Annotated in this window: 21 protein-coding genes; 12 read left to right on the top strand and 9 right to left on the bottom strand. The window is 48.2% G+C overall.

Annotated elements, in window-relative coordinates; translation table 11 throughout:
• Positions 1-6: 6 nt before the first annotated feature.
• From thiH to WG89_RS24105, 4 genes are all read right to left on the bottom strand, one after another.
• On the bottom strand, positions 7-1,122 hold the full coding sequence (gene thiH, locus WG89_RS24120; RefSeq protein WP_062270266.1) for a 2-iminoacetate synthase ThiH: 1,116 nt from the start codon (positions 1,120-1,122) through the stop codon (positions 7-9).
• Positions 1,122-1,889 (bottom strand): thiazole synthase, encoded by a 768-nt coding sequence (locus WG89_RS24115; RefSeq protein WP_062270265.1) that lies wholly within the window; start codon positions 1,887-1,889, stop codon positions 1,122-1,124. The genes thiH and WG89_RS24115 overlap by 1 nt, the downstream gene beginning before the upstream one ends.
• A 69-nt stretch (positions 1,890-1,958) precedes the next feature.
• Positions 1,959-2,159, bottom strand: coding sequence for a sulfur carrier protein ThiS (gene thiS / locus WG89_RS24110; RefSeq protein WP_062270264.1), 201 nt, complete (start codon positions 2,157-2,159; stop codon positions 1,959-1,961).
• Positions 2,160-2,264: 105 nt separating this feature from the next.
• On the bottom strand, positions 2,265-2,975 hold the full coding sequence (locus tag WG89_RS24105; RefSeq protein WP_245662972.1) for a glutathione S-transferase family protein: 711 nt from the start codon (positions 2,973-2,975) through the stop codon (positions 2,265-2,267).
• Between the two features lie 174 nt (positions 2,976-3,149).
• Here WG89_RS24105 and WG89_RS29660 point away from each other — a divergent pair, with 174 nt between their 5' ends.
• The 7 genes from WG89_RS29660 to WG89_RS24065 all read left to right on the top strand — a co-directional run bounded on the left by WG89_RS29660 (position 3,150) and on the right by WG89_RS24065 (position 10,746).
• Positions 3,150-4,277: a paraquat-inducible protein A gene (locus tag WG89_RS29660; protein ID WP_079254018.1), complete on the top strand. Its 1,128-nt coding sequence runs from the start codon at positions 3,150-3,152 to the stop codon at positions 4,275-4,277.
• Positions 4,270-5,847 carry an intermembrane transport protein PqiB gene (pqiB, locus tag WG89_RS24090; protein ID WP_062270261.1) on the top strand — a complete coding sequence of 526 codons (1,578 nt, stop codon included), beginning with the start codon at positions 4,270-4,272 and terminating at the stop codon, positions 5,845-5,847. Before WG89_RS29660 ends, pqiB begins: the two co-directional genes overlap by 8 nt.
• Positions 5,848-5,859: 12 nt before the next feature.
• Positions 5,860-6,384, top strand: a complete 525-nt coding sequence (locus tag WG89_RS24085; protein WP_153301798.1) for a PqiC family protein — start codon at positions 5,860-5,862, stop codon at positions 6,382-6,384.
• A 144-nt stretch (positions 6,385-6,528) separates the two neighbouring features.
• Positions 6,529-7,557, top strand: coding sequence for a phenylalanine--tRNA ligase subunit alpha (gene pheS / locus WG89_RS24080; protein WP_062270259.1), 1,029 nt, complete (start codon positions 6,529-6,531; stop codon positions 7,555-7,557).
• Between the two features lie 57 nt (positions 7,558-7,614).
• Positions 7,615-9,993 carry a phenylalanine--tRNA ligase subunit beta gene (pheT, locus tag WG89_RS24075; RefSeq protein ID WP_062270258.1) on the top strand — a complete coding sequence of 793 codons (2,379 nt, stop codon included), beginning with the start codon at positions 7,615-7,617 and terminating at the stop codon, positions 9,991-9,993.
• A 101-nt stretch (positions 9,994-10,094) separates the two neighbouring features.
• Positions 10,095-10,406 carry an integration host factor subunit alpha gene (gene ihfA / locus WG89_RS24070; protein WP_062270257.1) on the top strand — a complete coding sequence of 104 codons (312 nt, stop codon included), beginning with the start codon at positions 10,095-10,097 and terminating at the stop codon, positions 10,404-10,406.
• On the top strand, positions 10,378-10,746 hold the full coding sequence (locus WG89_RS24065; protein WP_062270256.1) for a MerR family transcriptional regulator: 369 nt from the start codon (positions 10,378-10,380) through the stop codon (positions 10,744-10,746). Before ihfA ends, WG89_RS24065 begins: the two co-directional genes overlap by 29 nt.
• Before the next feature lie 60 nt (positions 10,747-10,806).
• Here the strand turns inward: WG89_RS24065 and WG89_RS24060 are convergent, their stop codons facing one another.
• The gene (locus tag WG89_RS24060) at positions 10,807-12,933 is read right to left on the bottom strand and encodes a tyrosine-protein phosphatase (protein WP_172806909.1); all 2,127 of its coding nucleotides are present in this window, start codon (positions 12,931-12,933) and stop codon (positions 10,807-10,809) included.
• Between the two features lie 355 nt (positions 12,934-13,288).
• On the opposite strand from WG89_RS24060, the gene WG89_RS24055 reads away from it, so the two are divergent.
• Both WG89_RS24055 and WG89_RS24050 read left to right on the top strand, forming a co-directional pair.
• Positions 13,289-14,653, top strand: a complete 1,365-nt coding sequence (locus tag WG89_RS24055) for a phosphate ABC transporter substrate-binding/OmpA family protein (protein WP_062270254.1) — start codon at positions 13,289-13,291, stop codon at positions 14,651-14,653.
• A gap of 132 nt (positions 14,654-14,785) precedes the next feature.
• Complete coding sequence (locus WG89_RS24050; RefSeq protein WP_062270253.1) at positions 14,786-15,952, top strand: dipeptidase; 1,167 nt, start codon at positions 14,786-14,788, stop codon at positions 15,950-15,952.
• A 43-nt stretch (positions 15,953-15,995) separates the two neighbouring features.
• On the opposite strand, the gene WG89_RS24045 is transcribed toward WG89_RS24050, so the two are convergent.
• Positions 15,996-16,601, bottom strand: coding sequence for a YecA/YgfB family protein (locus WG89_RS24045; RefSeq protein ID WP_062270252.1), 606 nt, complete (start codon positions 16,599-16,601; stop codon positions 15,996-15,998).
• Between the two features lie 83 nt (positions 16,602-16,684).
• On the opposite strand from WG89_RS24045, the gene recQ reads away from it, so the two are divergent.
• Positions 16,685-18,577 (top strand): DNA helicase RecQ, encoded by a 1,893-nt coding sequence (gene recQ, locus WG89_RS24040; RefSeq protein ID WP_342669274.1) that lies wholly within the window; start codon positions 16,685-16,687, stop codon positions 18,575-18,577.
• On the opposite strand, the gene WG89_RS24035 is transcribed toward recQ, so the two are convergent.
• Positions 18,567-19,028: a methylglyoxal synthase gene (locus WG89_RS24035; RefSeq protein ID WP_062270250.1), complete on the bottom strand. Its 462-nt coding sequence runs from the start codon at positions 19,026-19,028 to the stop codon at positions 18,567-18,569. The genes recQ and WG89_RS24035 overlap by 11 nt on opposite strands.
• Before the next feature lie 332 nt (positions 19,029-19,360).
• Here WG89_RS24035 and WG89_RS24030 point away from each other — a divergent pair, with 332 nt between their 5' ends.
• Both WG89_RS24030 and WG89_RS24025 read left to right on the top strand, forming a co-directional pair.
• Positions 19,361-22,660 carry a hypothetical protein gene (locus WG89_RS24030; RefSeq protein WP_062270249.1) on the top strand — a complete coding sequence of 1,100 codons (3,300 nt, stop codon included), beginning with the start codon at positions 19,361-19,363 and terminating at the stop codon, positions 22,658-22,660.
• Positions 22,661-22,749: 89 nt separating this feature from the next.
• A complete protein-coding gene (locus tag WG89_RS24025) occupies positions 22,750-23,685 on the top strand; it encodes a class I SAM-dependent methyltransferase (protein ID WP_062270248.1) in 936 nt (311 codons plus the stop codon).
• A gap of 326 nt (positions 23,686-24,011) precedes the next feature.
• Here the strand turns inward: WG89_RS24025 and WG89_RS24020 are convergent, their stop codons facing one another.
• The gene (locus WG89_RS24020; RefSeq protein WP_062270247.1) at positions 24,012-24,962 is read right to left on the bottom strand and encodes a protein kinase domain-containing protein; all 951 of its coding nucleotides are present in this window, start codon (positions 24,960-24,962) and stop codon (positions 24,012-24,014) included.
• 416 nt (positions 24,963-25,378) lie between these two features.
• A complete protein-coding gene (locus WG89_RS24015; protein ID WP_062270246.1) occupies positions 25,379-25,891 on the bottom strand; it encodes a SprT family zinc-dependent metalloprotease in 513 nt (170 codons plus the stop codon).
• Positions 25,892-26,202 lie beyond the last annotated feature (311 nt).

The following is a 26,202-nucleotide window of genomic DNA, read 5'->3' as shown; positions in this document are numbered from 1 at the left end:
TTGGGGTCAGTGGCTATAGCTCCGATCCCAATCCTTCCAGACTGCTTCCAAACCTTTTGACTTGATAGCAGCGGCTACGGCTTCAGGACGACGGTTGTCATCTATAGAGAACTGTTCCAGAGACTCAATGGCACCATCTGCATAACCGCCAGGCTGAGTGCTTGAGAAAGCACTCATGGTGGTAATGCCCAAAGGTAAAACATTATCCCTGAACGCTTCTGATTCCCGGGTAGAGAGGGACAGTTCTGCTTCAGGCTTGAACAGACGGTAAGCGCAAATTAACTGCACCAGCTGTTTGTCAGAAATAATGGATACCGGCTGGAATTCTCCTTCACAGGGACGAAGCCTCGGGAAAGAAATAGAGTAGCGGGTTTTCCAGTAGGTTTTTTCCAGATAGTCGAGATGTGCGGCTGCCATGGCAGAATCGGTGCGCCAGTCTTCCAGACCAATCAGGGCGCCCACACCAATTTTGTCGATGCCTGCCTTGCCCAGTCTGTCAGCGGTATCCAGTCGGTAATCAAAATCCATTTTGCTGCCGCGCAGGTGGTATTTCTCATAAGCCGGGCGATTGTATGTCTCTTGATAAACGAGCACAGCGTCAAGCCCCAGTTCCATGAGCTCTTCGTATTCGTTCTGATCCAGAGGCTGAACTTCCAGTGTGATATGGGAAAAGTACAGCCTGACTTTATCCAGGACCGTTTTGAAATATTCAGTGCCTACCGTTCCCTGGGCTTCACCGGTGACCAGAAGGATGTGATCAAAGCCCATGGCTTTAATCGCCTGAAGCTCCCGATCCAGTTCTTCCATGCTCAGGGTTTTGCGGCGAATCTTGTTACCCAAACTGAAACCACAGTAGGTGCAGATGTTGGTGCATTTGTTGGACAGATACAGAGGAATATACATCTGTACTGTATTGCCAAAGCGCTGGCGGGTCAGAGCCATGCTTTTCTGCGCCATCTGCTCCAGATAGGGCTCAGCCGCTGGTGAAATCAGTGCCAGAAACTGATCGTGAGTCAGTCGACGTGCCGACAGGGCATCCTCAACATCCGCAGCGTTTTTGCTGAGGATGTTCATTCTGACTTCATCCCAGTTTATCTGGTTAAACTTGTCTACGAATGACATCAGAAATCTTCCAGGAAGGCGGTCAGGGGGCTACTGGCCTGGGCCTGGTGGGAGCGAACGCCCAAGCCAGCTTCGTAGGCGCGTCGACCTGCTGTAACGGCTTCTTTAAAGGCAATACCCATGGCAACAGGGTCTTTGGATACTGCGATTGCGGTGTTGACCAGAACAGCATCGGCTCCCAGCTCCATGGCCTTGGCGGCATCAGAAGGGCTGCCAATACCGGCATCAACCACCACAGGCACCTGGCTCTGTTCGATGATGATATTCAGGAACTCTTCTGTTTTCAGTCCCAGGTTACTGCCAATAGGTGCGCCCAGAGGCATAACGGCAGCGGCGCCGGCTTCTTCCAGTTTTTTGCACAGAACCGGGTCAGCATGAACGTAAGGCAGAACAACAAAGCCCAGTTCGACCAGTTCTTCACAGGCTTTCAGGGTTTCGATAGGATCTGGCAGCAAATATTTGGGATCCGGGTGGATTTCCAGCTTCAGCCAGTTGGTTTGCAGGGCTTCTCTGGCCAGCTGGGCAGCATAGACCGCTTCTCTGGCATCTCGAGCGCCGGACGTATTAGGCAGCAGGTTAACGCCAGCCTCAATCAGGGGCGAGAGAATATCATCCTGGTCATCATTCAGGTCCACCCGCTTGAGAGCCATAGTTACCAGCTCACTCTCGGAAGCCTTGATGGCCTCAGCCATTGTCTGGCTGTTGTTGAATTTTCCCGTACCGGTAAACAGGCGCGAATTAAATGTTTTATCAGCAATGGTCAGCATGCCAGCCCTGCAGTCCTAAAAATTGTCTGTAATTCCAAGCGTTTCTTTATTCGCTATAGGCATCGTTTATTAACCACCTGCGGTGGCTTTGATCAGGGTGATGCGGTCACCTTCTTCTACTTTTTTCTGGGGCCATTGGGAGCGGCTGACAATCTGTTTATTGACGGCCAGTGCTACACCTTTCTCAGCCTGATTGATCTGTTCCAGCATCTGGGTGAGCGTTAGAGGGATTTCCGAGCTCAGGGGCTGGTCATTAACAAAAAATTGCATAGATCATTCTGGGAGGTTTTTGAAATCAGGTGGGGATTTTAAAGCAATTCCCCCTCAGGATAAATGAGGGGGGAAACTTAACGGTTTATATCGTAACGGGAAGGCCTACTTGATGATCATGCTTTTGCCGCTGGTCACTACCGTTTCGGCATCGGCTCTGGGCGGTACTTCTACGCCTCTGGCGCAGGCGGGACGTGCCTGAATCTGGTCAATCCAGCGTTGAAGATGGGGCAGGTCATCAATCTCAACACCGGACCAGCTGCTGGTTCTGGCCCAGCACCAGTTGGCAATGTCAGCAATACTGAAGTCGCCAGCGAGGAACTCATTTTCCTCAAGATGTCCGTTCAAGACGTTGAGTAAACGATGAGTTTCGTTCTGATAGCGGTCAATGGCGGGTTGAATCTTTTCCGGGAAGTATCGGAAAAACACATTGGCCTGGCCCATCATGGGGCCCACGCCGCCCATCTGGAACATCAGCCATTGAATGACCTGGCTGCGACCTTTTGGATCAGAGGGTAACAGTTTGCCGGTTTTCTCGGCCAGATAGATCATAATGGCACCTGATTCGAATACCGCAAAATCATCAGCGTCACGATCCACAATGACAGGAATACGTCCGTTCGGGTTCATGGCCAGAAAATCAGGTTGCTTTTGCTCACCATCCATCAGATTGATCCGATGAATGTTGTACTCTAATCCTAATTCTTCCAGGGTCACAGAAGCTTTGTGGCCATTGGGGGTGGCGGCGGTGTAGAGGTCGATACCAGGCTTCATTATCTTGAGTTCCCTATCCGTGTTTTCAGCTTTCCCAGACATTACACTTGAATGCCCTCTGCTCCAAACAGATTCTGTCTATTGAGAGGGAAGAATGTCACCCTGACAACAATGGCAAGAACTGAATATGAATAAATATTTTATGTGCTAACCTGATTCTGTTTGTTTGCTGTCAGTCCGATACTTCACGTGGGTCGTCTTCTTACTGGTCCTGCTATGAGCGTCATAACTTGTCATGACTGCGGTCTTGACCAGACATATAAGCCATTGAATGAAGGCCATCGTTTACTCTGTTGTCGGTGTGGCGGTGTGCTCAGTGTTTGCAGAAGACAGTGGCTGAATTGTCTGATGTCTTTCTCTCTTTCTGGCCTGGTATTTCTGTTTCTCTCTCTGGTTTTTCCTTTTCTTTCGCTGCAATCCCACGGCATCGTTCAGACTGTGACACTTCCTTCAGCAATTTTCATGATATGGCAGTCAGGTTATGGGCTGTTATCTCTGATTCTGACCGTGTTTACGTTGCTCTTGCCGGCAATCATCTGTTTGTCGATGCTTTATGGTTTATTGCCATACAGGTTGGGCGGGTCAGCATTTCCGGGTACATCTGGATTGATGCATTGTGTGATGCGTATGCAGCAATGGAGTATGGCTGAAGTCTTTATCATTGGTGTGCTGGTTTCATTAATCAAACTCTCCAGTCTTGCTGATATTCAAATGGGGTCTTCATTCTGGTGTTACATCGGTCTGAGTAGCTGTGTCATAGGCATTGTCCTGAGCCTGGATAAAAGGCAGTTGCAGAATATTGGTGTGGCAACGGTTCTGCCTGAAAGCCCGAAGAAATACAGTTTGCAGAAATGCTGCTCATACCTGTTCACAGCATGTCTTCTTTATGTGCCAGCCAATCTTTTGCCCATTACCAAGACCTTCATGTTCGGACAGGAAGATACTGTAACCATTCTGGGCAGCGTCATTCTGCTTTGGAGTCATGGTTCCTGGCTGGTGGCGGGTGTGATTTTCATGGCCAGTATTGTCATTCCCATCGCAAAAATACTGGCTCTGGGTTATCTCTGTCTGTTAGTCAAAATGGAGCTGCTGGAACGACCCGCTGATCTGACAAAGCTTTATCGATGGGTCGAGATTGTTGGCCGCTGGTCCATGATAGATGTGTTTGTTGTGGCCATACTGGTCTCGGTTGTGCAGTTCGGTGGTGTGGCCTCTTTGACGGCAGAGCCAGGAATTCTGGCATTTTTTGGTGTCGTGGTGCTGACTATGCTGGCAGCGGATCATTTTGATGTTCGCTCGTTGTGGCAGTTTGCTCCCTCTGTGACAGGTCAGAGCGATGAGTGAAGAACCTCTTGAAGCGGCGAGAGTGGTGAAAACCGGCAGGTTCTCCTCTGTGCTGATATTACCCATAGTGGCCATAGCCATTGGTATCTCTATGGTCTGGTATCACTATGCGACACTAGGTCCTGTTGTTTCTATCCATTTCAAAACCGCTGAGGGAGTGATTGAAGGAAAGACTCAGGTCAGGTTTCGTGATGTCATCATCGGTGTCGTAGAAAAAGTTGCTTTGAATGACACTCTGAACGGGGTAGTTGTTCAAGTTCAAATGGAGAAAGCGGGCGAGCCATTATTGAAGGATTCGAGTCGCTTCTGGGTAGTTCGCCCAAGAGTAGGAGTGGGCGGTGTTTCCGGGTTGGGAACATTGCTTTCGGGTGCTTATATTACAGTCGATCCGGGCTCTGGGAGTGAAGGAACCAGATCCTTTCAGGGCTATGAACAACAACCGGTAACGGATTCCAGTACCAAGGGAATTCGGTTGAAACTCAAGAGTCAGCAGGCTAACTCACTGAAGGTCGGCGATCCCGTGCTTTATCATGGTTTTGAGGTGGGACGACTTGAGACAGTGAATCTGGATGTTGAGAGGCGTGAGGTTGATTATCAGGCTTTTATCAGTGCCCCTTATGATCGGCTGGTGACTACCCGGACACAGTTCTGGAACGCCAGTGGTGTCAGTTTGAAGACGGGGCCAGACGGTTTCAGGGTTGAGGTCGGCAGCCTGATGTCGCTTATCTCCGGAGGTGTTGCTTTTGATGTGCCTGAAGGTCTTGATCCAGGAGAACCTGTAAAAGGTCATCATCAGTTCCGTCTCTATCAGGATTCAGACAGCACCCGTGAACGGCAATACAAAGTGGTCATTAAATATCTGCTGATGTTTGATGAATCGATCCGTGGGCTGACGGCAGGGGCACCTGTTGAGTATCGGGGAATTCGGGTGGGAACAGTAAAGGAAGTGGCCCTGGGAGTGCTGCCTGAAACTTATGAAGAGATAAAGCCTGAGAGTCGCAGTATTCCCGTATTGATTGATTTTGAGTTGGAGAGGGTGACTCGAGGAAAGGAGAAAACCTCCCCGGAAACATTTGCAAAAATGATGGACCAGAGCATTCATGAAGGGCTAAGAGCATCTTTGAAAACAGGCAATCTGATTACTGGCAGTATGCTGGTGGATATGGATTTTTACCCGGATACACCGGATGTCAGTATTGAAACGATTGAAGGCTATAAAGTCCTGCCTACGATCAAAAGCGATATTGTCCGTTATAAAGAAGATGCCAGTGCCATTCTGGCCAAGCTCAAGGCTTTACCCCTGGCTGAAACCCTGGTCAGCATCAGGGCTCTGGCTAATGATACCCGTGGTCTGGTGAATGATCCGTCTATGCGTCAACTGCCTGGCCGACTGGATCAGAGTGTTCAGAGCTTGCAACAACTGCTTGAAGATTACTCGAGTCAGGGGGCTTTATACCCTGGTCTGAGTGATTCCGTGCGAAGTGTTCAGGATTTGCTCTGGCAGATGCAGTCGCTGATCAGGACTCTGAATGAAAAGCCCAATGCCCTGATATTTGGTCAGGACCGTTAGTGGGAGAGTAGTGTGTTCAGGTACCTCGTTTTCCCCATTGCTGTTTTCCTGATGGCCTGCAGCAGTCCCTCGCCACCTACTTATCTTTTGCTCAATCCGGGTACAGAAATCCTTACGGTGGGCGGGCCGGTGAAGAAAGTCTCTGTCAGGTTGGCCAGTTATCTCCAGCAGCCTCAATTGGCCATTATGTTGGATAATAACGAAGTTCAATTCAGTCGTCGTTACTACTGGGCGGAGCGTCTTGATCTGGCTCTGGCCGGTTTGATTCAACAGCAAATGAATCAGGTGCTGGCGAACAGGCAAGGTGACTGGTCTGTGGCTATGCAGGTTTATCGTCTTGATTTCAGTGATGATGGCACTCTTGTTCTTTCTGGTGAGTTTGAAATGCGAAACAGAAAAGGGACGATTGAGAAGGGAGCTTTTAACCTGATGCGTGATGTCGGCAGAATGAGTTATCCCGGTCAGGTGGCTGAAATGCGTATGCTGGTGTTAGAAGTGGCCAAACAGATGGCTCAACAAGCGCCCTTGAATGAATAAGCCTGAATTTTGGATTTCGGGGTAATCTGAGAGTCCTTCTCGATTCTATCTGTTGATAGTTCAGCAAATGCATCTATTCAAAACTGTTCTCAACCGCTAGAATTGGCGGTTTGTTTTCTGTACGCATCGGTTATCGGGAATCCCATGGAGAATCTGGAAACACTTGTTTCACCCATAGTCACCTCTGCTCTGACTGAAGTTGAATCAGCCGCCAATGCAGCTGATCTGGACCAGGTTCGGGTTCGATTTCTAGGCAAAAAAGGCGAGCTGACCCAGCTGTTGAAAGGCCTGGGCAAATTGTCCCCGGAAGAACGTCCGAAGGCGGGTGGCTTTATTAACGAAGCCAAACAGCAGGTTCAGGCTGCCCTGAACGTGAAACGTGAAGGTCTGGAGAAAGCGGCTCTGGAAGCCCGTCTGGCCAGTGAAACCATTGATGTGACCCTGTCTGGCCGCAGTCAGGATCTGGGTACGGTGCATCCTATTACCCGTACCATGGAGCGTATTACCGATTACTTCGGTAATATCGGCTTTGAAGTGGCCCAGGGTCCTGAGATCGAAGACGATTATCATAACTTCGAAGCCCTGAATATTCCGGGCCACCACCCGGCTCGTGCTATGCACGATACCTTCTACTTCAATGACAGCACCGTTCTGAGAACCCACACTTCTCCGGTTCAGGTCCGTGTCATGGAAGCTCTGGCGAAAGCCGGTGAAAAACCACCGATTGCTATTGTCTGCCCGGGCAAGGTTTACCGTTGCGACTCTGACCAGACCCACAGCCCGATGTTCCATCAGGTTGAAGGCCTGTATGTAGCTGAGAAAGTAAGTTTTGCGGATCTCAAGAGTGTCCTCAGTGACTTCCTGCGTGTTTTCTTTGAGCGTGACGATCTGCAAGTTCGCTTCCGTCCTTCGTACTTCCCGTTCACCGAACCTTCTGCAGAAGTGGATATAGAATGGGGACGTAACGAAGACGGTTCCATCAAGTGGCTGGAAGTGCTGGGTTGCGGCATGGTTCATCCCAAAGTGTTCGAATACTCCGGTATTGATACCAGCAAATACACCGGCTTTGCCTTTGGTCTGGGTGTAGAACGTTTTGCCATGCTCCGTTACGGCGTAAATGACTTACGTCAGTTCTTCGATAATGACCTGCGCTTCCTGAGCCAGTTCAACTAACGGTTTTACTGAAAAGTTTTTAACGATTAGATCGAATAACGGAGTTGAGAAAAGCCTATGAAATTCAGTGAACTATGGTTGCGTGAATGGGTTGCCCTGGAAGTGGGTACCCAGGAGCTGGTGGACAAAATCACCATGGCCGGCCTGGAAGTGGACGACGTTGATCCGGTTGCTGGCGAGTTTTCCGGTGTTGTTGTGGGTGAGATAGTTGCCTGCGAACAGCACCCGGATGCAGATAAATTACGTGTCACTCGCGTAAGCACAGGCTCAGAGGAGTTTCAGGTAGTTTGTGGTGCTCCTAATGCGCGCGTAGGTATTCGTGTACCTTTTGCGACAGTGGGTGCTGTCCTGCCAGGTAACTTCAAAATCAAAAAAGCCAAACTGCGCGGTGTTGAATCTTTCGGCATGCTCTGTGCGGAAGAAGAGCTGGGCATGGCGGAATCTTCCGATGGCCTGATGGAGCTGCCGGGTGCCGCTACAGTGGGTCAGGATATTCGTGAATACCTGAACCTGAATGACAAGATTATTGATGTAGACCTGACGCCTAACCGGGGTGACTGTCTGAGCATTGCCGGTCTGGCCCGTGAAGTCAGTGCAAACTTCCTGGCCGATGTCAGTGAAGTACAGGTTGAGCCAGTGGCTCCTGCCATTGACGACACTTTCAAGGTGACTGTTGATTCCAAAGACGGTGCGCCTCGATTCCTCACCCGTGTCCTGAAAGATGTTGACGTCACCAAGCCTACACCTCTGTGGATGGTTGAGCGTCTGCGTCGTTCCGGTATCCGTTCCATTGATCCTGTAGTGGATGTGACTGCTTACGTCATGCTGGAGCTGGGTCAGCCCATGCACGGTTACGACCTGGATACCCTGAACGGTTCCCTGATTGTTCGTAAAGCCAATGCTGAAGAAAAGCTGGTGCTGCTGGACGGTCAGGAAGTCAGCATGAACACCGAGACTCTGGTCATTGCTGATGAAAAGCATGCCCTGGGTATTGCCGGTGTCATGGGTGGCGAAGGTTCTGGTGTTTCCCAGACTACTCGCAACGTGCTGCTGGAAGCGGCTTTCTTTGATCCGATTACCATTGCCGGTAAGGCTCGTTCTTACGGTTTGCACACAGATGCTTCTCACCGCTTTGAGCGTGGTGTGGACTTCCAGTTGCAGCGCAAGGCTATTGAAAGAGCCACTGCTCTGATTCTTGAAATCTGTGGTGGTCAGCCAGGCCCTGTTTCTGAAGTGGTGAGCGAAGAGAATCTGCCTTCTCTGAGCACTGTGACCCTGAGAGCCGAGAAAGTAGCTTCTCTGCTGGGCATCACCATTGAAAATGATCTGATTGAAGCACTGCTCACACGTCTCGGTTTGGAGATGGCCTCTATTGCAGAAGGTGAATGGACTGTTTCAGTGCCGAGCTGGCGCTTTGACATCTCCATTGAAGAAGATCTGGTGGAAGAGCTGGGTCGAATCTACGGCTATGAGCGTCTGCCAGAAACCATTCCAACCGCACTGCTGAAACTCAAGCAGGTAGACGAAGATAAAGTCAAAGAATCTGACATTCGTCGTATTCTGGTAGGGCGTGGCTATCAGGAAGCGGTTTCTTTCAGCTTTATCGATCCCAAGTTGCATCAACTGTTTGATCCTACGCGTGAAGCCGTAGCTCTGGCGAATCCTATTGCCAGCGACTTGTCTGTTATGCGCACAACCCTGCTGCCGGGTCTGGTAAAAACCGTCAGCTACAACCTGAATCGTCAGCAGAGTCGTGTTCGTCTGTTTGAAACGGGCCAGACTTTTGTTCGCGAAGGTGAAGTACTGAGACAGGAAAACCAGATTGCTGCCGTGATTACCGGCAGTCGTTATCCTGAAAGCTGGGCGATCAAGGCTGAGCCTGTAGACTTCTACGACCTGAAAGGGGATGTGGAAGCTCTGCTGGAACTGGGCGGTGCTGCGGGTGACTTCCGCTTTGAAAAAGGCATTCATGACGCTATGCATCCTGGTCAGTGTGCGTCTCTTGTTCGTGATGACAAGGTTATTGGCCATATTGGTGCTCTGCACCCAAGTCTGGCTAAAGAGCTGGGGCTGGATGGTTCCGTGCTGATGTTTGAAGCCAACCTGGAAGTGATTTGTCAGGGTAAAGTGACTCAGTTCACCCCACTGTCCAAGTTCCCTGAAGTGCGTCGTGACCTGGCTCTGATCGTCAAGCAGGAAGTCGCTGCAGACAGTCTGAACCAGGTGATCCGGGAAGAAGCGTCTGAACTGCTGAAAGATGTTCGCATTTTTGATGTTTATGCCGGTAAAGGCATTGAAGAAGGTCATAAGAGTCTCGCTTTGGGCTTGACCTTACAGCACGCTTCCCGCACTCTAAAAGACGAAGAAGTTAATCAGTTGATTGACGGTATCGTAAGTCGGTTGGCCTCTGAATTTGGAGCCAGCCTCCGTAGCTAATCAGCCACAGTGAGCGTTCTTCTGATTTTTAAGAGCCTGTTTATTCAATTTCAGGCTCTCAGGCAGGGCGCTCCGGGTTATAAGAGAGCGGGAAGTCATCCATGGGAGCTCTGACGAAAGCTGATATAGCCGAGCGTCTTCATGAAGAACTCGGCTTGAACAAGCGCGAAGCCAAGGATATGGTCGAGCATTTTTTCGAACAGATCCGTCAGGCATTAGAGAATAATGAACAGGTCAAGTTGTCCGGCTTCGGAAACTTCGAGCTGAGAGACAAAAGCCAGCGACCCGGCCGAAACCCCAAAACCGGTGAAGAAATTCCGATTTCTCCCCGCAGGGTGGTAACCTTCAGGCCCGGTCAGAAACTCAGGGCACGAGTTGAGGCCTATGCAGGAAACAGAGCTCAGGAAGAGTGATCTCCCTGTTATTCCCGGCAAGCGTTACTTCACCATTGGTGAAGTAAGCGACTTGTGTCAGGTAAAATCCCATGTCCTTCGATATTGGGAACAGGAATTTTCGCAACTGAAACCGGTAAGGCGAGGCAACCGCCGTTACTACCGGCGTCAGGATGTCTTGCTGATCCGGCAAATTCGCAGCTTACTCTACGATAAACGCTTTACCATTGATGGTGCTCGTAATCATCTAAAGGGTGAAGTGCAGAAGCTGGACGCCTCCCAGTACAAACAATTGATCCGGCAGACCATTGCTGAACTGGAAGATGTGGTGGATGCACTGGATGGGATTCCTTCGAATTAACGAATAGCTTATATAAAAATACCGGCTGGGTGCCGGTATTTTTTTGCCTCAAGAAACCATTCAGCTGCGAACTTGTCCACCAGGACGGTTGAGTTGATCAACGGCATTGGGTGATCTGTTTTGTATGTGGTCATTGATGGCTTGCTCAGCCGCCAGGCCAACCTCTTGCCATCCAGGGGTGCTTTTCAGGGTTTCAGTGTAATTAAGAAGTTCCGTGAATTGTGCCTGGTCTGCCTGGCGAAGGACTGGAATAAGATCGGTCACTAGCTTTTGGGAATCGAATGATGCAGGAGAGTTTCCATAACCCCCTTCTGTAATTTTATTTAGGAGCTGGTTCGCATCTTTAGGACGAAGAGATGCTGTCCTCTTTGATAGAGTGGGGGAGTCAGGAACTTCAACATCATCAGGCGCAGGACTTGGAGTGAGGATTGGTGGTGGTTCAAGGTTGTCGTCCTCTTCCAGTACCTCTTCAATAGAAGAGTCCCTTATCTGCCCAAAGCTGGTGTTTTCATAGTTTTCATCCTGGGAGGCTTTTCTAAGCCTTTCAGCATCACGCTCGTCTTTGTTGACAGTGGAATAAATTGCAGAGCTAAATTCTGGTCCATTATCATCTGGCCCGATGCTCTCTTCAGGAGTAATTGGGCTCTCAGAGTGGGTTGCAACTGTCAGATCAGCCTCTTCCAGAAGAGGAGCGAATAGTCGAGTGAAATTGTTGTGAACCGCAGAGACTGTATTAAACTGTCCTGCTGTTTGCACGAAACTGTTTCTAACCTTTCGAGCGGTGGTAATCGTTTGAGTATAATCCTGTGGAGGCTGTCCCGTCTTCTGATATTCCCTTAGACTGTTATCGATAGTAACGAATGTCCCTGTTCTGCCTACACCCGCATTGCAATTAACTACAGTAGGGTTATCAGTCCGGGCCGAAACGGAGGGGTGTTGACGTAGTTTTTCTACAAGTACTGCGAGCTTAGCCAATCTTTCGGGGTTGCCCGCGGAGTGGTCTTCCCAGCCTTTGTCATATACTCTGAACTGGGTTTCACCATTGATGGAAAGCTGTTTGACAGTTACTCTGCCTCCATCAAAGTCATATTTCCCTTCCAGTTTTACCTTGATGCCCCCATAGTCCTTTTCTTCACCGACTTCCTTGGGACCTATTTCAATGGAGCGCCTGGTGTTTCTACGACCTGAGATTTTAGGGTCAGTGAGCTCATCTGAATTGACAAGAGAAACGGACACGGGTGGACGATGATGAGCAAGCAGTTTTACGAAATTCGTTTCCGTTTTTTCAAGTGGTCCTTGAGCTGCAACAAAGGAGCCTCCAGGAAGGTCTATTTTTGCAGCATGATATGGAGCACCTGGTGCAAAAGCCTTGCCTGTGTTACCTAGATGAATGTTTGAAAATTTCGGATGAGCTTCAGATTTGAAGTCATCTTTCTGGTCAATTCTACCCTGAATCAGTGGACTGCTTACTTCAATATCATTGAACTGTTCATTTATTACAGGATCTTTAGGGACTTTGGGAAACTCCTTATCTAGCTGGAGTGGTCCCCCACTGTTTGAACTATATAGACTTTGCAGATTTGGAGTTAGCTCATGAAGTTCAGGTGAGCGTGTTTCTGGAGCTTCTTCAATACCAAAGCGTTTGTTGACTTCGGCTTGCATAGCGGCATGTAGCTTAGGAAACTGGCCATAATGATTCGTAAGCTCTGTTTTAAGTCCTTGGGGGTCATCCTTAAACTTGGGGTTAGATAATGCTTCCGAGACTTTTCGTTCGGCATAAACTTCTCGGACTGTATCTTTTATCCGGTCATTCAAAAGTTCATCAGAGTGTTTTGTCAGTAATGTTTTTATCTCGTCGGTAGGAAGGTCATTTACTCCTTCTCTGAACAGATCAAGTGAAAAACCATCGTCGTTATTAAAGTCATTACCATAACTGATAGCATGAAGCACTTCAGCAGCTGTTTGAGGTTTGGGTGGTGCAGCTTCAGGAGTGCTGTCGTAGTCTTGAAAAAGAGTGGGGGAATTGGAGCCTGCAAAATCATTAACTTGGTTTGGTAGTTCAGGTAGTGGTCTGGCGGATCTTTCCAATACAGGAGTAGAAGGGGGTGTTGGTGTACCTGCCACATTCCCATCAGAGCGATGACTATGTAACTTATCATGGAAATGATTGTAAGCAGGTTTGATCAAACCATGGACACTGAATAGTTCTCGAGCAATTCTAAGTCCCCATACTTTTGCCTTGCCAACATTGTAGGTTTTGTCATTGACCGTAACCTGCTCGGTAATTGGCTTCTGGTTTTCTGTGCCTGCTGTTTGTGACTGGCTTATTGGAGAAGCTCCGCCACTATTGATAGGATCGCCCACAACCTCACTCCTGAGAATATTCCTTTATTCTCTCAGCATAAATGCCAATGTGACTTTTTCCACAGAGTGAGAGTCAAGCGGGGCTGACAGGCGGTTATCGGTAAAGAGTGTCATATTTCTGTCATATTTCACCGATAGACTCTGCGAAAAAATAGCCCCGTGCCCAGAAAAATAACTTATGACAATAACAAGAACCCTTCGAATTCTTCTGTTCTCCTCATTGATGTCCCTCTTTGCAGTCGGAACTCAGGCTCAGGAGGAATTGCTGTTTTCTATTCATGGCTCCAACACCGTGGGGGCCAAACTCGGGCCAGCCTTGGCTGAGTCTTACCTGAAATACCTCGGGGCAGAGAGTGTTGGTATCTTTCCGACAGGGTATGAGAATGAAGTAAAAGTCACAGGTTTTCTGCCCAGCAAAGGCCAGCTGGCCAGCATTTATATTGCAGCCCATGGTTCTTCCAGTGGTTTTAAAGCATTGGCTAATGGCAAGGGGCAGATTGCAGCAGCCTCAAGGGCTATCAAGTCGAAAGAGCAGGCCATGTTATCGGAAATGGGCGACTTCAGTACCCGTGAAGCTGAGTATGTTGTGGGGATTGATGGACTGGCCATTGTAGTGAATCCGGGGAATTCTGTTGAAAAACTGGATATCAAGGATGTGGCCCGTTTGTTCTCCGGTGAAATAACCAACTGGAAAGAACTGGGAGGTGCAGATTTACCGGTTTCCCTGTTTGCCCGTGATAACCGCTCCGGTACCTGGGATACTTTCAAGAACCTGGTGCTGGCTAAAAAATATAAGTTGTCTCCAAAAGCGGAACGGTTTGAGTCCAATACGGTTCTTTCTGATCGAGTGTCCTCTACCCCAGGTGGTATTGGCTTTGTCAGCCTCAATACCATTGGCAGAGCCAAGCCTCTGATGATTTCTGAAGGGACGAACCTTGCGTTAAAGCCTGAACTGCTTCATGTTTCCACTGAAGATTACGTTTTGAGCCGTCGCCTTTATATGTATCTGCCTGAGAAAGGCGCTGATCCTGATGCTCTGGACTTCCTGCGTTATGCAACCAGTGATTTGGCTCAGCCTGTTGTAGCTTCTGTTGGATACGTTCATCAGACGGTAGAGTTGATGACGCCTGATTTAAAGTCAGCCCCACAGGATTATCAGCAGATTGTGGATCAGTATGACCGTGCTTCCGTGAATTTTCGTTTCGCCCAGGGGCGTGCGCAATTGGACAATAAGGCGGTGAGTGATATTGAAAGGTTGGCCCGTTTTATTGAGCGTCAACCTGGTGAGGTGTTACTGATAGGGTTTGCAGAGCAAAGCGATCATTCCAGAAATGCCGATCTACTGGCAAAGCTCAGGGCTGATGTGGTTAGAAGGGCTTTGATCAAGGCGGGCATTTCCCGTAAAAAGATTGATCACCGAGGTTATGGCCAATATATGGCTTTGTCGTCTGCGGACAGTCTGGCGAGTAAAATCAGGAATCGTCGAGTTGAAGTCTGGGTGAAAACCAACGGTAAAGCTACCAGAGTAGCTTCTGCATACTGACCACTTTTTGATCCATCTCAAACGTCTGTTTGAGCCTCTCTCGCTTCTATGGCAGACTCCAAGCCAACCCGTGAGGAAAGTCCTCTCCTCACGGGTAAAAATTACAATAATTATAAATTGGCAGTCTGACCCATGAAGAAGTTTTTTACTTTGCTTGGTGTGTTGTTATTGGTCTCTGTAGGCGTGATGGTGTTGTTTGCTCCTGCAATGGTTGAAAAGCAACACAATCAGGTCACTCAGCACTCTCCCTATACGATTTCCGAAGCCGCCAGAAAATTACATGACAGTATGATTGTGGCTGATATGCATTCTGACAGCTTGCTTTGGAGTCGTGATCTATCTGAACGTTCAGATTATGGTCACGTTGATTTGCCCAGGTTGCGCGAAGGCAATGTGGCTATCCAGGCTTTTACCGTCGTCACCAAATCTCCCCGTGGACTCAATTACAGCACCAATTCGGCGGATGCCCTGGATAATATAACTTTGTTGTCTCTGGTTCAGGGCTGGCCCAGCGATACCTGGCAGAGCCTGTCTGAAAGGGCTCTGTATCAGGCAGACAAACTGCAGACACTGGCAGAAGCTCATCCAGATAAGGTTCGCTTGATTCGTACCCGTAATGATCTTGATGAGGTTCTCAGAGCCAGAGAAATGGGTCGTAAACAATTGGCCTCTTTTCTGGGAACAGAAGGGTCTCATGCACTGGATGGGGATCTGGGGAATATTCAGAAGTTGTACGACGCTGGTTATCGAATGATGGGGCTGCATCATTTCTTCGATAATCGTCTGGGTGGTTCTCTTCATGGTGAAAGTGGCTCTCGACTGAGCTTTTTTGGCCGTCAGGCACTGGCCGAAATGAATCGTCTGGGCATTATTATTGACCTTTCTCACTCTTCGGAATCCGTTGTGGATGAAGTGATCGAAATGTCCAAAACTCCGGTGGTGATCTCTCATACCGGCATGCAGGGAACCTGCGATACGCCCAGAAATATTTCTGATCAGTTAATGGTTCGCATCGCTGAAAAAGGTGGGCTGGTCGGGATTGGTTTTTGGGATGCTGTCTGTGATTTCTCGCCAGAAGGCATCGTTAAAACACTTCGGTACGCCATCGATTTGCTGGGAGAAGATCATGTAGTGCTGGGTTCTGACTTTGACGGCTCAGTGACTACCTCAATAGATGCTTCAGAGCTGGCAGTGCTTACTGACATTATGATGCAGCAAAATTTCACAGAAATGGAAATCAGAAAGGTCATGGGGGATAACACTCGTCGCTTCCTGCTGGAGCATTTGCCAGACGCATAATCTTAAGATGCACTGCTCAAGTAGATGAGCAGTGCTGATTGTCTTAACGACGCTTGCGAGGAGGGCCTTTTCTGCCCTGCTTGGATTTATTGGCTGGAGGCTTGCTGCTGGCTTCTTCGGGGGAGTTGAACAGCAGATAGAGTTCCATCAGGACTTCAGGAATCTGGCTGCACATATCTTCGGTTAACTGTTCGTCTTCCAGAATGGCTTCAAACTCAGGCTCGTCATCGAACAGGCCTGAACCCAGCATGATGGGCAGCAATAACTCACTGACTTCCTGTTCATTCTCCTGAAACCATTGCGCTTCGTTCATGATGTGGGCTTGAACAAAACCACAGCACCAGTCCATCAGATCTTCATCATCCGGGTCTGCGTATTCTTCGCAGGAGAGTTCAAAACCTTCTTCTTCATTGAACTGACGGTCAATCGTACGTGAGAGTTGCGACAGTGCCTGTTCCAGCTGCACACCATCATCTTTTGAGAGCGAGACCGGAGTGCCAAACAGAATCTCATTGCGCTCATCGACCTTCAGTTCGAAGGGGTTGATCGCCATGGCCGTGTAGAAGCCGTGGACTGCATGAAATGTGAATGCGTCTTCATCCGCGTACTTGTCCAGCAGCGGATCCAGTGTAGAACAGATGTCCTGCATTGAAAGAAAATCCGGTTTGAGTTGAGGGTCAGAAGTTTACAGCAGTTTGCTGAAAGATTCCTGTCTGTTGTAATGGTATACTGATGAGCTTGCCTTCATCATTATTTAATAACCGTCGTTTAAATGTGCACTGGACTGTAATGACTGATCCTGCTCTGGATGTTTTGCAAAATACTTTCGGATTCGAAACTTTCCGTGGCTTTCAGGGAGAGGTGATCAGAGAGGTCACAGAAGGGCGTGATGCATTGGTGCTTATGCCAACGGGTGGCGGTAAATCTCTTTGCTATCAGGTGCCTGCACTGGTTATGCCGGGCACAGCCATTGTGGTGTCACCTCTCATTGCTTTGATGGAAGACCAGATCAGTAATCTTAAACAGATCGGGATTCGTGCAGAAAGTCTGCACTCTGGTATTTCAATGGAAGAACAGTACCGAATCGAGCAGGAGCTTTTTACGGGTCATATCGATCTTCTGTATGTAGCACCAGAGCGCCTGATGACAGAAGTGATGCAGAGGAAGCTGGAACAGATTCGTATCTCTCTGTTTGCCATTGATGAAGCACACTGTGTGTCCCAATGGGGTCATGATTTTAGACCTGAGTACCTTCAGCTATCTGTTCTGAAAACACGTTTCCCTTCCGTTCCCAGAATTGCTCTGACAGCCACGGCGGATAAAAGAACCCGTCAGGAAATTATCGAGCGTTTGGGTCTGGAACAGGCCAAAGTGTTCGTGGACAGTTTCAACCGGGCTAATATTTTTTATCGGATCAGTCAGAAGAAGCAGGGCAAGCAACAGTTACTGAGGTTTCTTGAGAAAGAGCATCCTGAAGATTCGGGCATTGTTTATTGCCTCTCCAGAAAACGTGTTGAAGATACCGCTGCCTGGCTCAATGCCCAAGGCCGAAAAGCATTGCCCTATCATGGCGGAATGACAGCCCATGATCGCAAAAACAATCAGCATCGCTTTCTGAAAGAAGAAGGCATGATTATTGTTGCAACTCTGGCATTCGGGATGGGAATCGATAAGCCTGATGTTCGTTTTGTGGCTCATCTGGACTTACCTCGCAGTATTGAGGCGTATTATCAGGAAACCGGTCGGGCAGGGCGTGATGGACTCCCAGCAACGGCATGGATGGTTTACGGCCTGCAGGATGTCATGCTGCTAAGACAAATACAGTCCAATTCTATGGCTGCTCCTGAAATCCAGAGAATTGAACAGCAGAAGCTGGAAGCCATGTTATCTCTCTGTGAGGTAACGGGTTGTCGCCGTCAGGTATTGCTGGAATATTTTGATGAGCCTCTGAAAGAAAAATGCGGCAACTGCGATCTTTGTCTTGAACCTGTGACCACCTGGGATGGCACTGAAGCAGCCCGAAAAGCGCTTTCCTGTGTCTACCGAACTGGACAAATGTTTGGTGTCTCTCATCTGGTTGATGTTTTGTTGGGAAAGGAAACAGCCAAAGTCAGCCAATTCGGTCATCGACAATTGAGCACCTTCGGTATTGGCAGTGATTTCAAACAAAGTGAATGGCGCTCCGTATTCCGTCAACTTGTCGCCCGAGGCTTTATCAATGTTGATGTAGAGGGGCACGGTGCACTCAAACTCAATGAAAAGTGCCGTCCACTTCTAAAAGGCAATGAGCGATTGCTGCTCCGTCAGGACCGCTACGAATACGCAACGGAAAAAGCGGCTCGCAAAACCAAAAGTGTGGATCAGGGAAGAGTCATCATCGACGACCAGGATCGTCCACTTTGGGAAGCCATGAGAGCCCGCCGAAAAGAACTGGCGGAAGAGCAGGGCGTGCCAGCCTACGTGATTCTCAATGACAAAACCTTGTACGAAATGCTGAAAGTCAAACCGACCAGCCTGGAAGCACTTTCTCATATTTCCGGGGTGGGGGAGTACAAGCTTGAGAAGTATGGGCAGACTTTTGTTGATTTGGTTTCCGGGTTTGTTGTTTCGGCTTTCACTCAATAGGCCGGGTTAACAGATATTGTTCATAGTCCGGTACCACCCGGTCATGATCTCGGCTCATTAATGGGGATGAAATCACAAATTCTGCTGTGCTCTGGTTACAGGCGAAGGGGATGTTCCAGACAGCAGCAATTCTCAAGAGTGCCTTGATGTCAGGGTCATGGGGTTGGGATTGCATGGGATCCAGAAAAAACACCAGAAGGTCGAGTTTGTTTTCCGTGATCATGGCTCCGATCTGTTGATCGCCTCCCAGTGGGCCACTGACCAGTTTGCAGACGGGAAGTTGAATACGCTTTTCCAGAATAGCGCCAGTAGTCCCTGTCGCATAAAGCTGATGACCCATCAATCCTTCCCTGAACCGGTAGGCCCAGTCGACCAGCTCTTCTTTCTTTTTGTCATGGGCGACCAGGGCAATGCTCTTGATCTCGGAGACTCGCTGGGTTTTGTTTTCCATGGGGCAATCTTGCAGATGACTGTGTCATCAGCTCCTGAGGAGAAGTGGATTAAAGAATGTTAAGGCCGGGAAGAGGCACTAAAAAAGTGAATGCAAAGAATTCATTCATTTCGACTGCTTTCTCGTAGTAGTCGATAAAAATTGAAATAATCACGGCATTCCCAGTCAAAATGGAATAAGTCAGTAAATGAGTGATCTAAAGGCTTTTTCATTCTTGGTGAAGGTTTCAGCTCAGACTGTTAATGCAAACGGCTTCAGGCTTTAAGTTCTTTAAATGTCAGGACCATGGCCGATGACCCTCCCAGTTCAACTCTCTGAAAAGGAATGCAGAGATGCTCCCGGCACTACCCAAACTGTATGGAACGATCAGAGCCTGGCAGAAAGACTGCGAGGACATTAAAGGAAAGAAGCTCGAGGCAGGGTTGCCTGATGTAGGAGATGATGGTCATTTGAAAGTGCCAGAAACCCCGTCTGGCATGTTATGGAGCGCACTCTCCTCAGCAGGCCGGTATGTTGGGCTGGTCGGTGAGGGTGAGGCAAGGAATCTTGCGCCTTTGAAGAAGCAGCTGACACAGATGTATCGGGCTACCAAAGGGTTATGTGAACAGGCTGGTATCGCGACCCGTGGAATAGCAGCCGTTACTGACAAGGATTTGAGTTCGTTGACCGTGCACAGTCTGAAAGAAAAGCTGGATGAGATGGTCTATTCACCCGGTGGTCAACTGGTGAGAATGCATGAGTATCTTGATGAAATGGTGCAGACAGTCCGTGAAGGTAACCCTGAAAGAATCAAGAGGGAAATTGATGATCTGCCACAACTGCTCAGTGAAAGTTATAAGCTGTTCGCTCTGCATTCTTCAGACGCCAGACTGTTTAACCAGTTTATACAATTCTCTGCTTCAATTCAGTTCTGGTTGGAGGAGAACAGGCTGGAGTTGAAAGCTTTCAATCAGTTAGAAGGAGAGGTGGGGAATGCCTTCACTCTGATCAAGAAGCATTGTGATGACTATCTGGAACTTATTCGGGAAGAAATGGGTATTCCTTCTGCCCCGACGCCTCCCTCTCCAAGAGAAAATCCCATAAAAACACCAGAAAACCTTGAGCGTGCCTGTCAATTAGCCTGGCACCATATTGTGGACCCCAAACATCACGGCCCACAGCTCAATGAAGAATTTCAGAATATCACTGAGGCTCTGGTGACTTTGACGCAAAACGGGGAAGGGCCAGACACCGAAGCTCTTACTGCAAAAGCGCATGAGCTCAACAGAAGACTTAATCAACTTATGAGTACTGCTGGGGCAGGGCACCCACTGAGAGAAACGATTCGTCCTTTCTCAACCGTCATGGACAGGTTGCATAGCAAGCTGGCTGAGAAGAGAGCTGAACAGTTCCGGGCTCTGGAACAGCCCATAGTTGAGAAGGTGTTGGAGGAAGAGGAGCCCCCTCTCTCCTTGCATAGCTTGCCAAGTCTTCATAATGTCAGTCTGCAAATGAGTTTGAGGGGAGAACAGCTACCTGAACGTCAGAGGTATGAGGTTCATGTAGCTCCTAATGGTGACAAGTTTATCCCGTTGGAAGATGACAAGCTGACCTACAATCACCTCTGTAATGAACCCAGATTTGCTGAGAAAGACTTTGAATATCTGCGAGACGGTAACTACCGGATTTATACCCGCAGTGGTTATGGCCCGGCCTTCAAGCATGACCTGATCATGGAGAAAGGTACCCAGAAATGGAAAATGCACCTTTCGATCAATCGGGAGGATTTGAACAAAGCCTTTCCTATTGTCAAAGACTGGATCATGAATCCGGAGAACCGAATGTACGCCGCCAAGGTTCTGGATCAGGAGAATCGGGAAAGCCCTGATCAGATGGGTAAGGAATTTACGCTTTACCTTTATGAAGATGATGAGTATGGCAATCGCGATACGGCACACTGGCAGGCGAAACTGGCTGAGTTGGAAGAATGTCTGACGAAAGCGGGTATCAGGCCCGGTCCCAGACCTGCACCGGAGCGACACAAATTCGATCGACAGATCGAAGGCAGTCAATTTCTTCACTATAGAAATGATTCTGTCAGGGTCGAAGATGATATCGACCGCACTTTATACAGAGAACATAGGGATGGGTTATCGGGTGTTCGGTATTTCCGAAACCGTTGGGCTCATGATGATGTGATTGTACTGCAACGGGACTTTAATCGGCTGCCGCCTGATATAAGGCATAATCTGTTGCCCAACGAGAGTCAGGATTTTCTGGCAGGTGTTCATTTAAATCGCAAACCTGGGGAAGGGATTGGTGACAGAAGAGCTCCCTTGTCTATGCAAGTCGAGTACGGAAGAAGTAAGCCTGCTAAGCCAAAAGCGATTGAGCCAGAAAAGCCTGCTCCGGTTCTGCCATTGTCTGATCTTCAAAGAGAAACATTTGATCCTATGCTGGTGGAAGTCAGGAAACACCATCCGGAACTGACTGAAGATCGTTTGATGACCCTGCTGAGAGATCCAAAAACAGGTGAGTACTATGGTCTGGACGGTTGGTTTCCGCCAACAGATTCGATCATTGAATACCTGACGCTGGAAAAAGAAAGGCCCGGTTATTTTCCTGATGAAGATTTCCATATTGCCCGTGATTCAGGAATAAAGTTTTACTATCGAGACAAAATGCCGGAAGGCGCCGCCTATCAGGATTGGGTGAATGACGCTGTTCATTTGATGGTAAGAGGCAGAGAAACTCGTCAGGCTATGAGGGAGTGGGAGCCCAAGTTGCAGCACTTGATGCCTGAAAGCGGCAATTTTAAGGGCTACATCAATTCTAAAGTACCTGGAAAAAACATACCTGAAGATATTCCCCCCGAGCTATTGAATGATTATCGAAATCATGTGCGGGAGGAACTCTACCTGCAATTCAAGGCATTTGGTCCTGACAGGGTTAATGATCAGACCTTGAATAAGATACTGATCGACTGCTGCGAGAATCTTCTGGGACATTTTGAACCGGATTATGCCCGGCAAAACAGTCAGTATGATAAGTTTCGATATCAACAGTTTGACTGGCTTGATACAAGGAAGCATTCATACAGGGGCAAGGATGCTATGGGCTTTATGGCCTACTCTGACCCTCAGGCTGACAGAGACTATGTGCCTAGTTCAGGGTCAGGTACCGAAACGGCAAACAAGTTCAGAATCAGTGTTCATCCCCATGATTATGAGAAGGCCTGGCCACTGGTGGCAGAGATATTGCACCGCAATAATTGTCCTTTTCCTGTCTGGAAATCGACATATCCCTGGTCCCGAAGTGTTGGTAAGGCGCATGAGCGACTCAATATGGGTGGGCAGTTTACGCTTTACTCCCTGGATCACCCTGATGGAAATAAGTTGCCCCGCTTTCAGAATGGGAACATTGCCAATGCTCTCAGGGAAATAGAGGAAGTTTTGAGAAGAAACAACATTCGTCCGGGACAACTTCCGCACACAGACGTTTATTTTGGCGATCCGCATCCATATGTTTCTTACCGTTATGATATGGATAAGGACCGTAAATACTATGAACCTTCGAACCTGATTGGCCATAAAAGACGGAGAGAGTACATGGATGAGCCTCGTTATAAAGAGGTTGGTAGGCTGTTGGCATAACTTCATCAGTCAAGCCGGTTCATTTCCATTGATACCGGCTTGGCGCTCATTCTAGAATGCCTTCCCTTTGATTTATTCTTCGGTTTGATATGAATTCTGAGTCCCTGCCAGTACTCGAACAACACCTGCTCTCTGCTTTATCGTCTCCTCCACAGGAAGTCCGTCGTCTGTTTCATGGCCGGGGACGATGCTGGCCTGGGTTGGAGCAGCTGACGGTGGACTGGCTTCATGATCAATTACTGGTTTCTCTTTTTAGGGAACCCGAACAGGAAGAACTTTCTGAGCTAAAGCTAATGCTTTCCAGGTTTGCAAAGACTGAGCAGTGGCAGGCTTGTGGGGCTGTATCCATGTTGTTACATCACAGGGATCGGGAAGGCAGTCCACTGGAATGTCTTTGGGGAACTCTGAACGACTTTCCGCAGGTAAAAGAAAATGGGCTCAGTTATCAACTGGATCTGGGCAGGAAGCAGAACAATGGCTTGTTTCTGGATATGCGATATGGACGGCAATGGGTTAGGGATAATGCCGAAGGGAAGAAAGTACTGAACCTGTTTGCCTATACCTGTGGTTTCTCAGTGGCTGCCATGGCGGGTGGCGCAGACGGAGTGGTTAACCTGGACATGGCCAGGGCAGCCCTTGAACGAGGCAGGGAAAACCATCGACTCAATAAACATGATCTGAATCAGGTTAAATTCCTTGGGCATGACCTTTTCAAGTCCTGGGGAAAGGTTCGTAAGCTGGGCCCTTATGATCTGATTATTATTGACCCACCTACCTTTCAGAAAGGCAGCTTTGCGCTGACCCGAGATTATCGGAAAATCCTTCGACGTTTGCCTGAACTGTTGACAGAAGAGGGACAGGTTCTGGCGTGTGTCAATGATCCTCACCTGACGTCCGATTTTCTGATTGATGAAATGAAAGAAGAAGCACCGGACTTTAAGTTTATTGAGCGCCTGTCTAATCCTCCGGAATTTGAGGATATTAATCCTGAGTCGTCTTTAAAGGCGCTGGTTTTCAGACGTTAATTGTTTGTAACTGCTCATTTTTCTGAGCACTTACAATATTCTGATTGATTTCAAGCATTCTCAGGACCAAAAGTATTGAGATTGCTAGGCAGGAAATTTCATAAAGTGTCGAGCTTCTCACTCTGCTATTTTTTAGGCTGGCACATTTTTACGACCTATTCATGCTTATTGCATGGATCTGTCGTAAAAATGCTGTCACGGCGGAAAAAGAGCTAGCGAGAAGCCGACGAGCGATGTTCGAATATTTTCGTACACATCAAAAAGCGAACATTTCAGTATTTCTGTGGTCTTGAACCTGTTGAAAGCGGCTTTATGAATTTTCCGGGCTAGGGTGTATGTTTGATATAAGGGTGCTGCAGCACTTCTGAGGCAAAGGGCCGGTTTTCAGGCCTCACCGCCAGCACTTTTTTCAATAGATCCCTCAACTCAGTGTTCTCAGGATTCAAAAGCTTTGGATTGGCCAGAGCCATTGTGGTCATGAATTGAATAATACTGAATTGACTTTCCAGTTCGACAGTAACGCCTTGGGTTTTAAACAGGCAGAGTTTTTCTCCAGTAGCTGCCTCATAAAGCATACTGCCATAGGACCAAATATCTGCCTTCCGAGAAGGCAGTCCACCTTGTTGATGCAGTTCTGGTGCTTTACAGAAGTCGAAGGGCAGATACTGCTGATCCCTGAGTCCGTCAGAATAAAGGAACAGTGCTTTTTCGAAGCCTGTCAGCTTAACGGTGCCCTCTTCGGTGATTAAAATATTTTCGGGTGAAATGTTCATGTGCAAAATAGGCGGATTACCAACTGTATGTAAATAGTTGACTGCACTGGCAATGCTTTCGGCAACCTGATGTAAAAGTTCTCTGTTTAATCCTTGGGTAGCCTTTCCTCTAACATATTTTTCTGAGTGCCACGGATTGAGGCTCTCCTGATGTTCTGCTGCCAGCCTGTTTTGTTGTTTGATAAGTTCTGTCAAGCTTGAAGTGGTCAATCTAGAGTTAACTTTTTCTATTGCGTCATTGCTTGTGGTCGACTGGCTCAAAAAACTTCCACTAGTCACCATAATGAATTGATGGGGCTGGATGGATAGCTGATTGAAGACCTCCACTTCATCGAAGTGGTATCCAGTGGTTGAAATGTGGTTGTCTTGACTCTCGTCACCGGGACAGTCTTTTTTAACGGCATCAATGGCTTGTTTGCAGTAGGAAATGGAGGCCGTTGCGGCAGCACATAAAGCAATGAGAGGTGAAAAGATAAGGGATGCCGCGCAAAAACCTTCAGCCATATGTTCTGCTGTCTGTTCTGTTGTCCAGAGGTCCTTCAGACAATGGCTGCAGCCAGTACTGACACATTGGCCAACGCTGGCAAACTCAGAGCTACACTGCTTGACGATATCGGACTGAGCGGTAGAGAAATAAATCGAACATAGTATTAACATTACTGAGCAGAAGACTTTTCTTGGTTGCATAAGAAGTACCTGTATTCCTCTGATGCGGTGAATACTTGAAAAGAGATCCTGTCGCATCAACTGCAGGGAAACATAAACTTGAGCAGAAACGTTCCAAAAGATAGTCGGTGTTTGTTGTTTTATCTCAGTCTGGCGGTCTGATTCAGGTATCGAATGACGAGTAGGATGAGTTTTTTATCCGTTTTTCGGGTGGTGAATACATTAAGGCTCGGTCGTTTTTAGAAAACCAGGTCTTAAGCGCTGATCTGTTCCACAAAAGTCAAGGGCTCCCGGCACTGTGCACAAAGGTAAACAGTACCTTTTACGGCCCGATTGTGTCGAATAGTACTCAGTGGAATAGTCTTTCCTTCACAGCTGCAACTGTACAGAAATGGTCGTTTACTGGCGTTTTGAGTGTTGTAGCTGTGGGTTCTATTGGCAGGCAAATGAAACACCTGCTCCATGATGAATTGCCATTCTTTACCGTGGGGACGTATGTTTCTGCCAAACAGTTGATGGGCGACCAGATGGGCTACTTCATGGCCGATGGTGTGCTCCAGAAAGTGCTCCCTGTTCTCCAGAAAGAGTTGTTTGTTCAGCCGTAACAGGTTTTTTTCGGTCCAGGCCTGGCCGGCGGTTTCACCCCTGAGATTCATCGTGATGGTTGGGCGTGGAAACCGTTTAAGGAAATGTCTTTCTGCCTGACAATAAAGCTCACCAACACGCAACTCGATGGTAGAAATATCGGAAGAAGATGGTTGAAACATAGCGGCTCACAAACATAAAAACAGCCAGAGAATAGTAGAAGTTAGTAACAGATGTACAGGCTTAGTCTCTTCCAATATAAAATGAGCCTGAACAAAAGCCCGGTTTCCAATACGAACTGAGCCTGTAAAGGTCCAGGATGTCGTTCATGATGAGAGGATGAAGATTATCATGAACACCAAACTCATCAAGACCCTGGATCAGGTCAGCGACTTCCTTGAACATGTCCCAGACATAGAACCTGGCTGGGAGTCTAAAGATGAGTGTTACCGATGGATAGAGTTAACTCTCAGTCATTTCCGTTACCGCTCCC

The organism is Endozoicomonas arenosclerae (genome assembly GCF_001562015.1).
In the GTDB taxonomy this organism is placed as follows: domain Bacteria; phylum Pseudomonadota; class Gammaproteobacteria; order Pseudomonadales; family Endozoicomonadaceae; genus Endozoicomonas_A; species Endozoicomonas_A arenosclerae.
The sequence above is the reverse complement of the archived record's forward strand: the minus strand, read 5'-3'. Positions and strand labels throughout refer to the sequence as shown.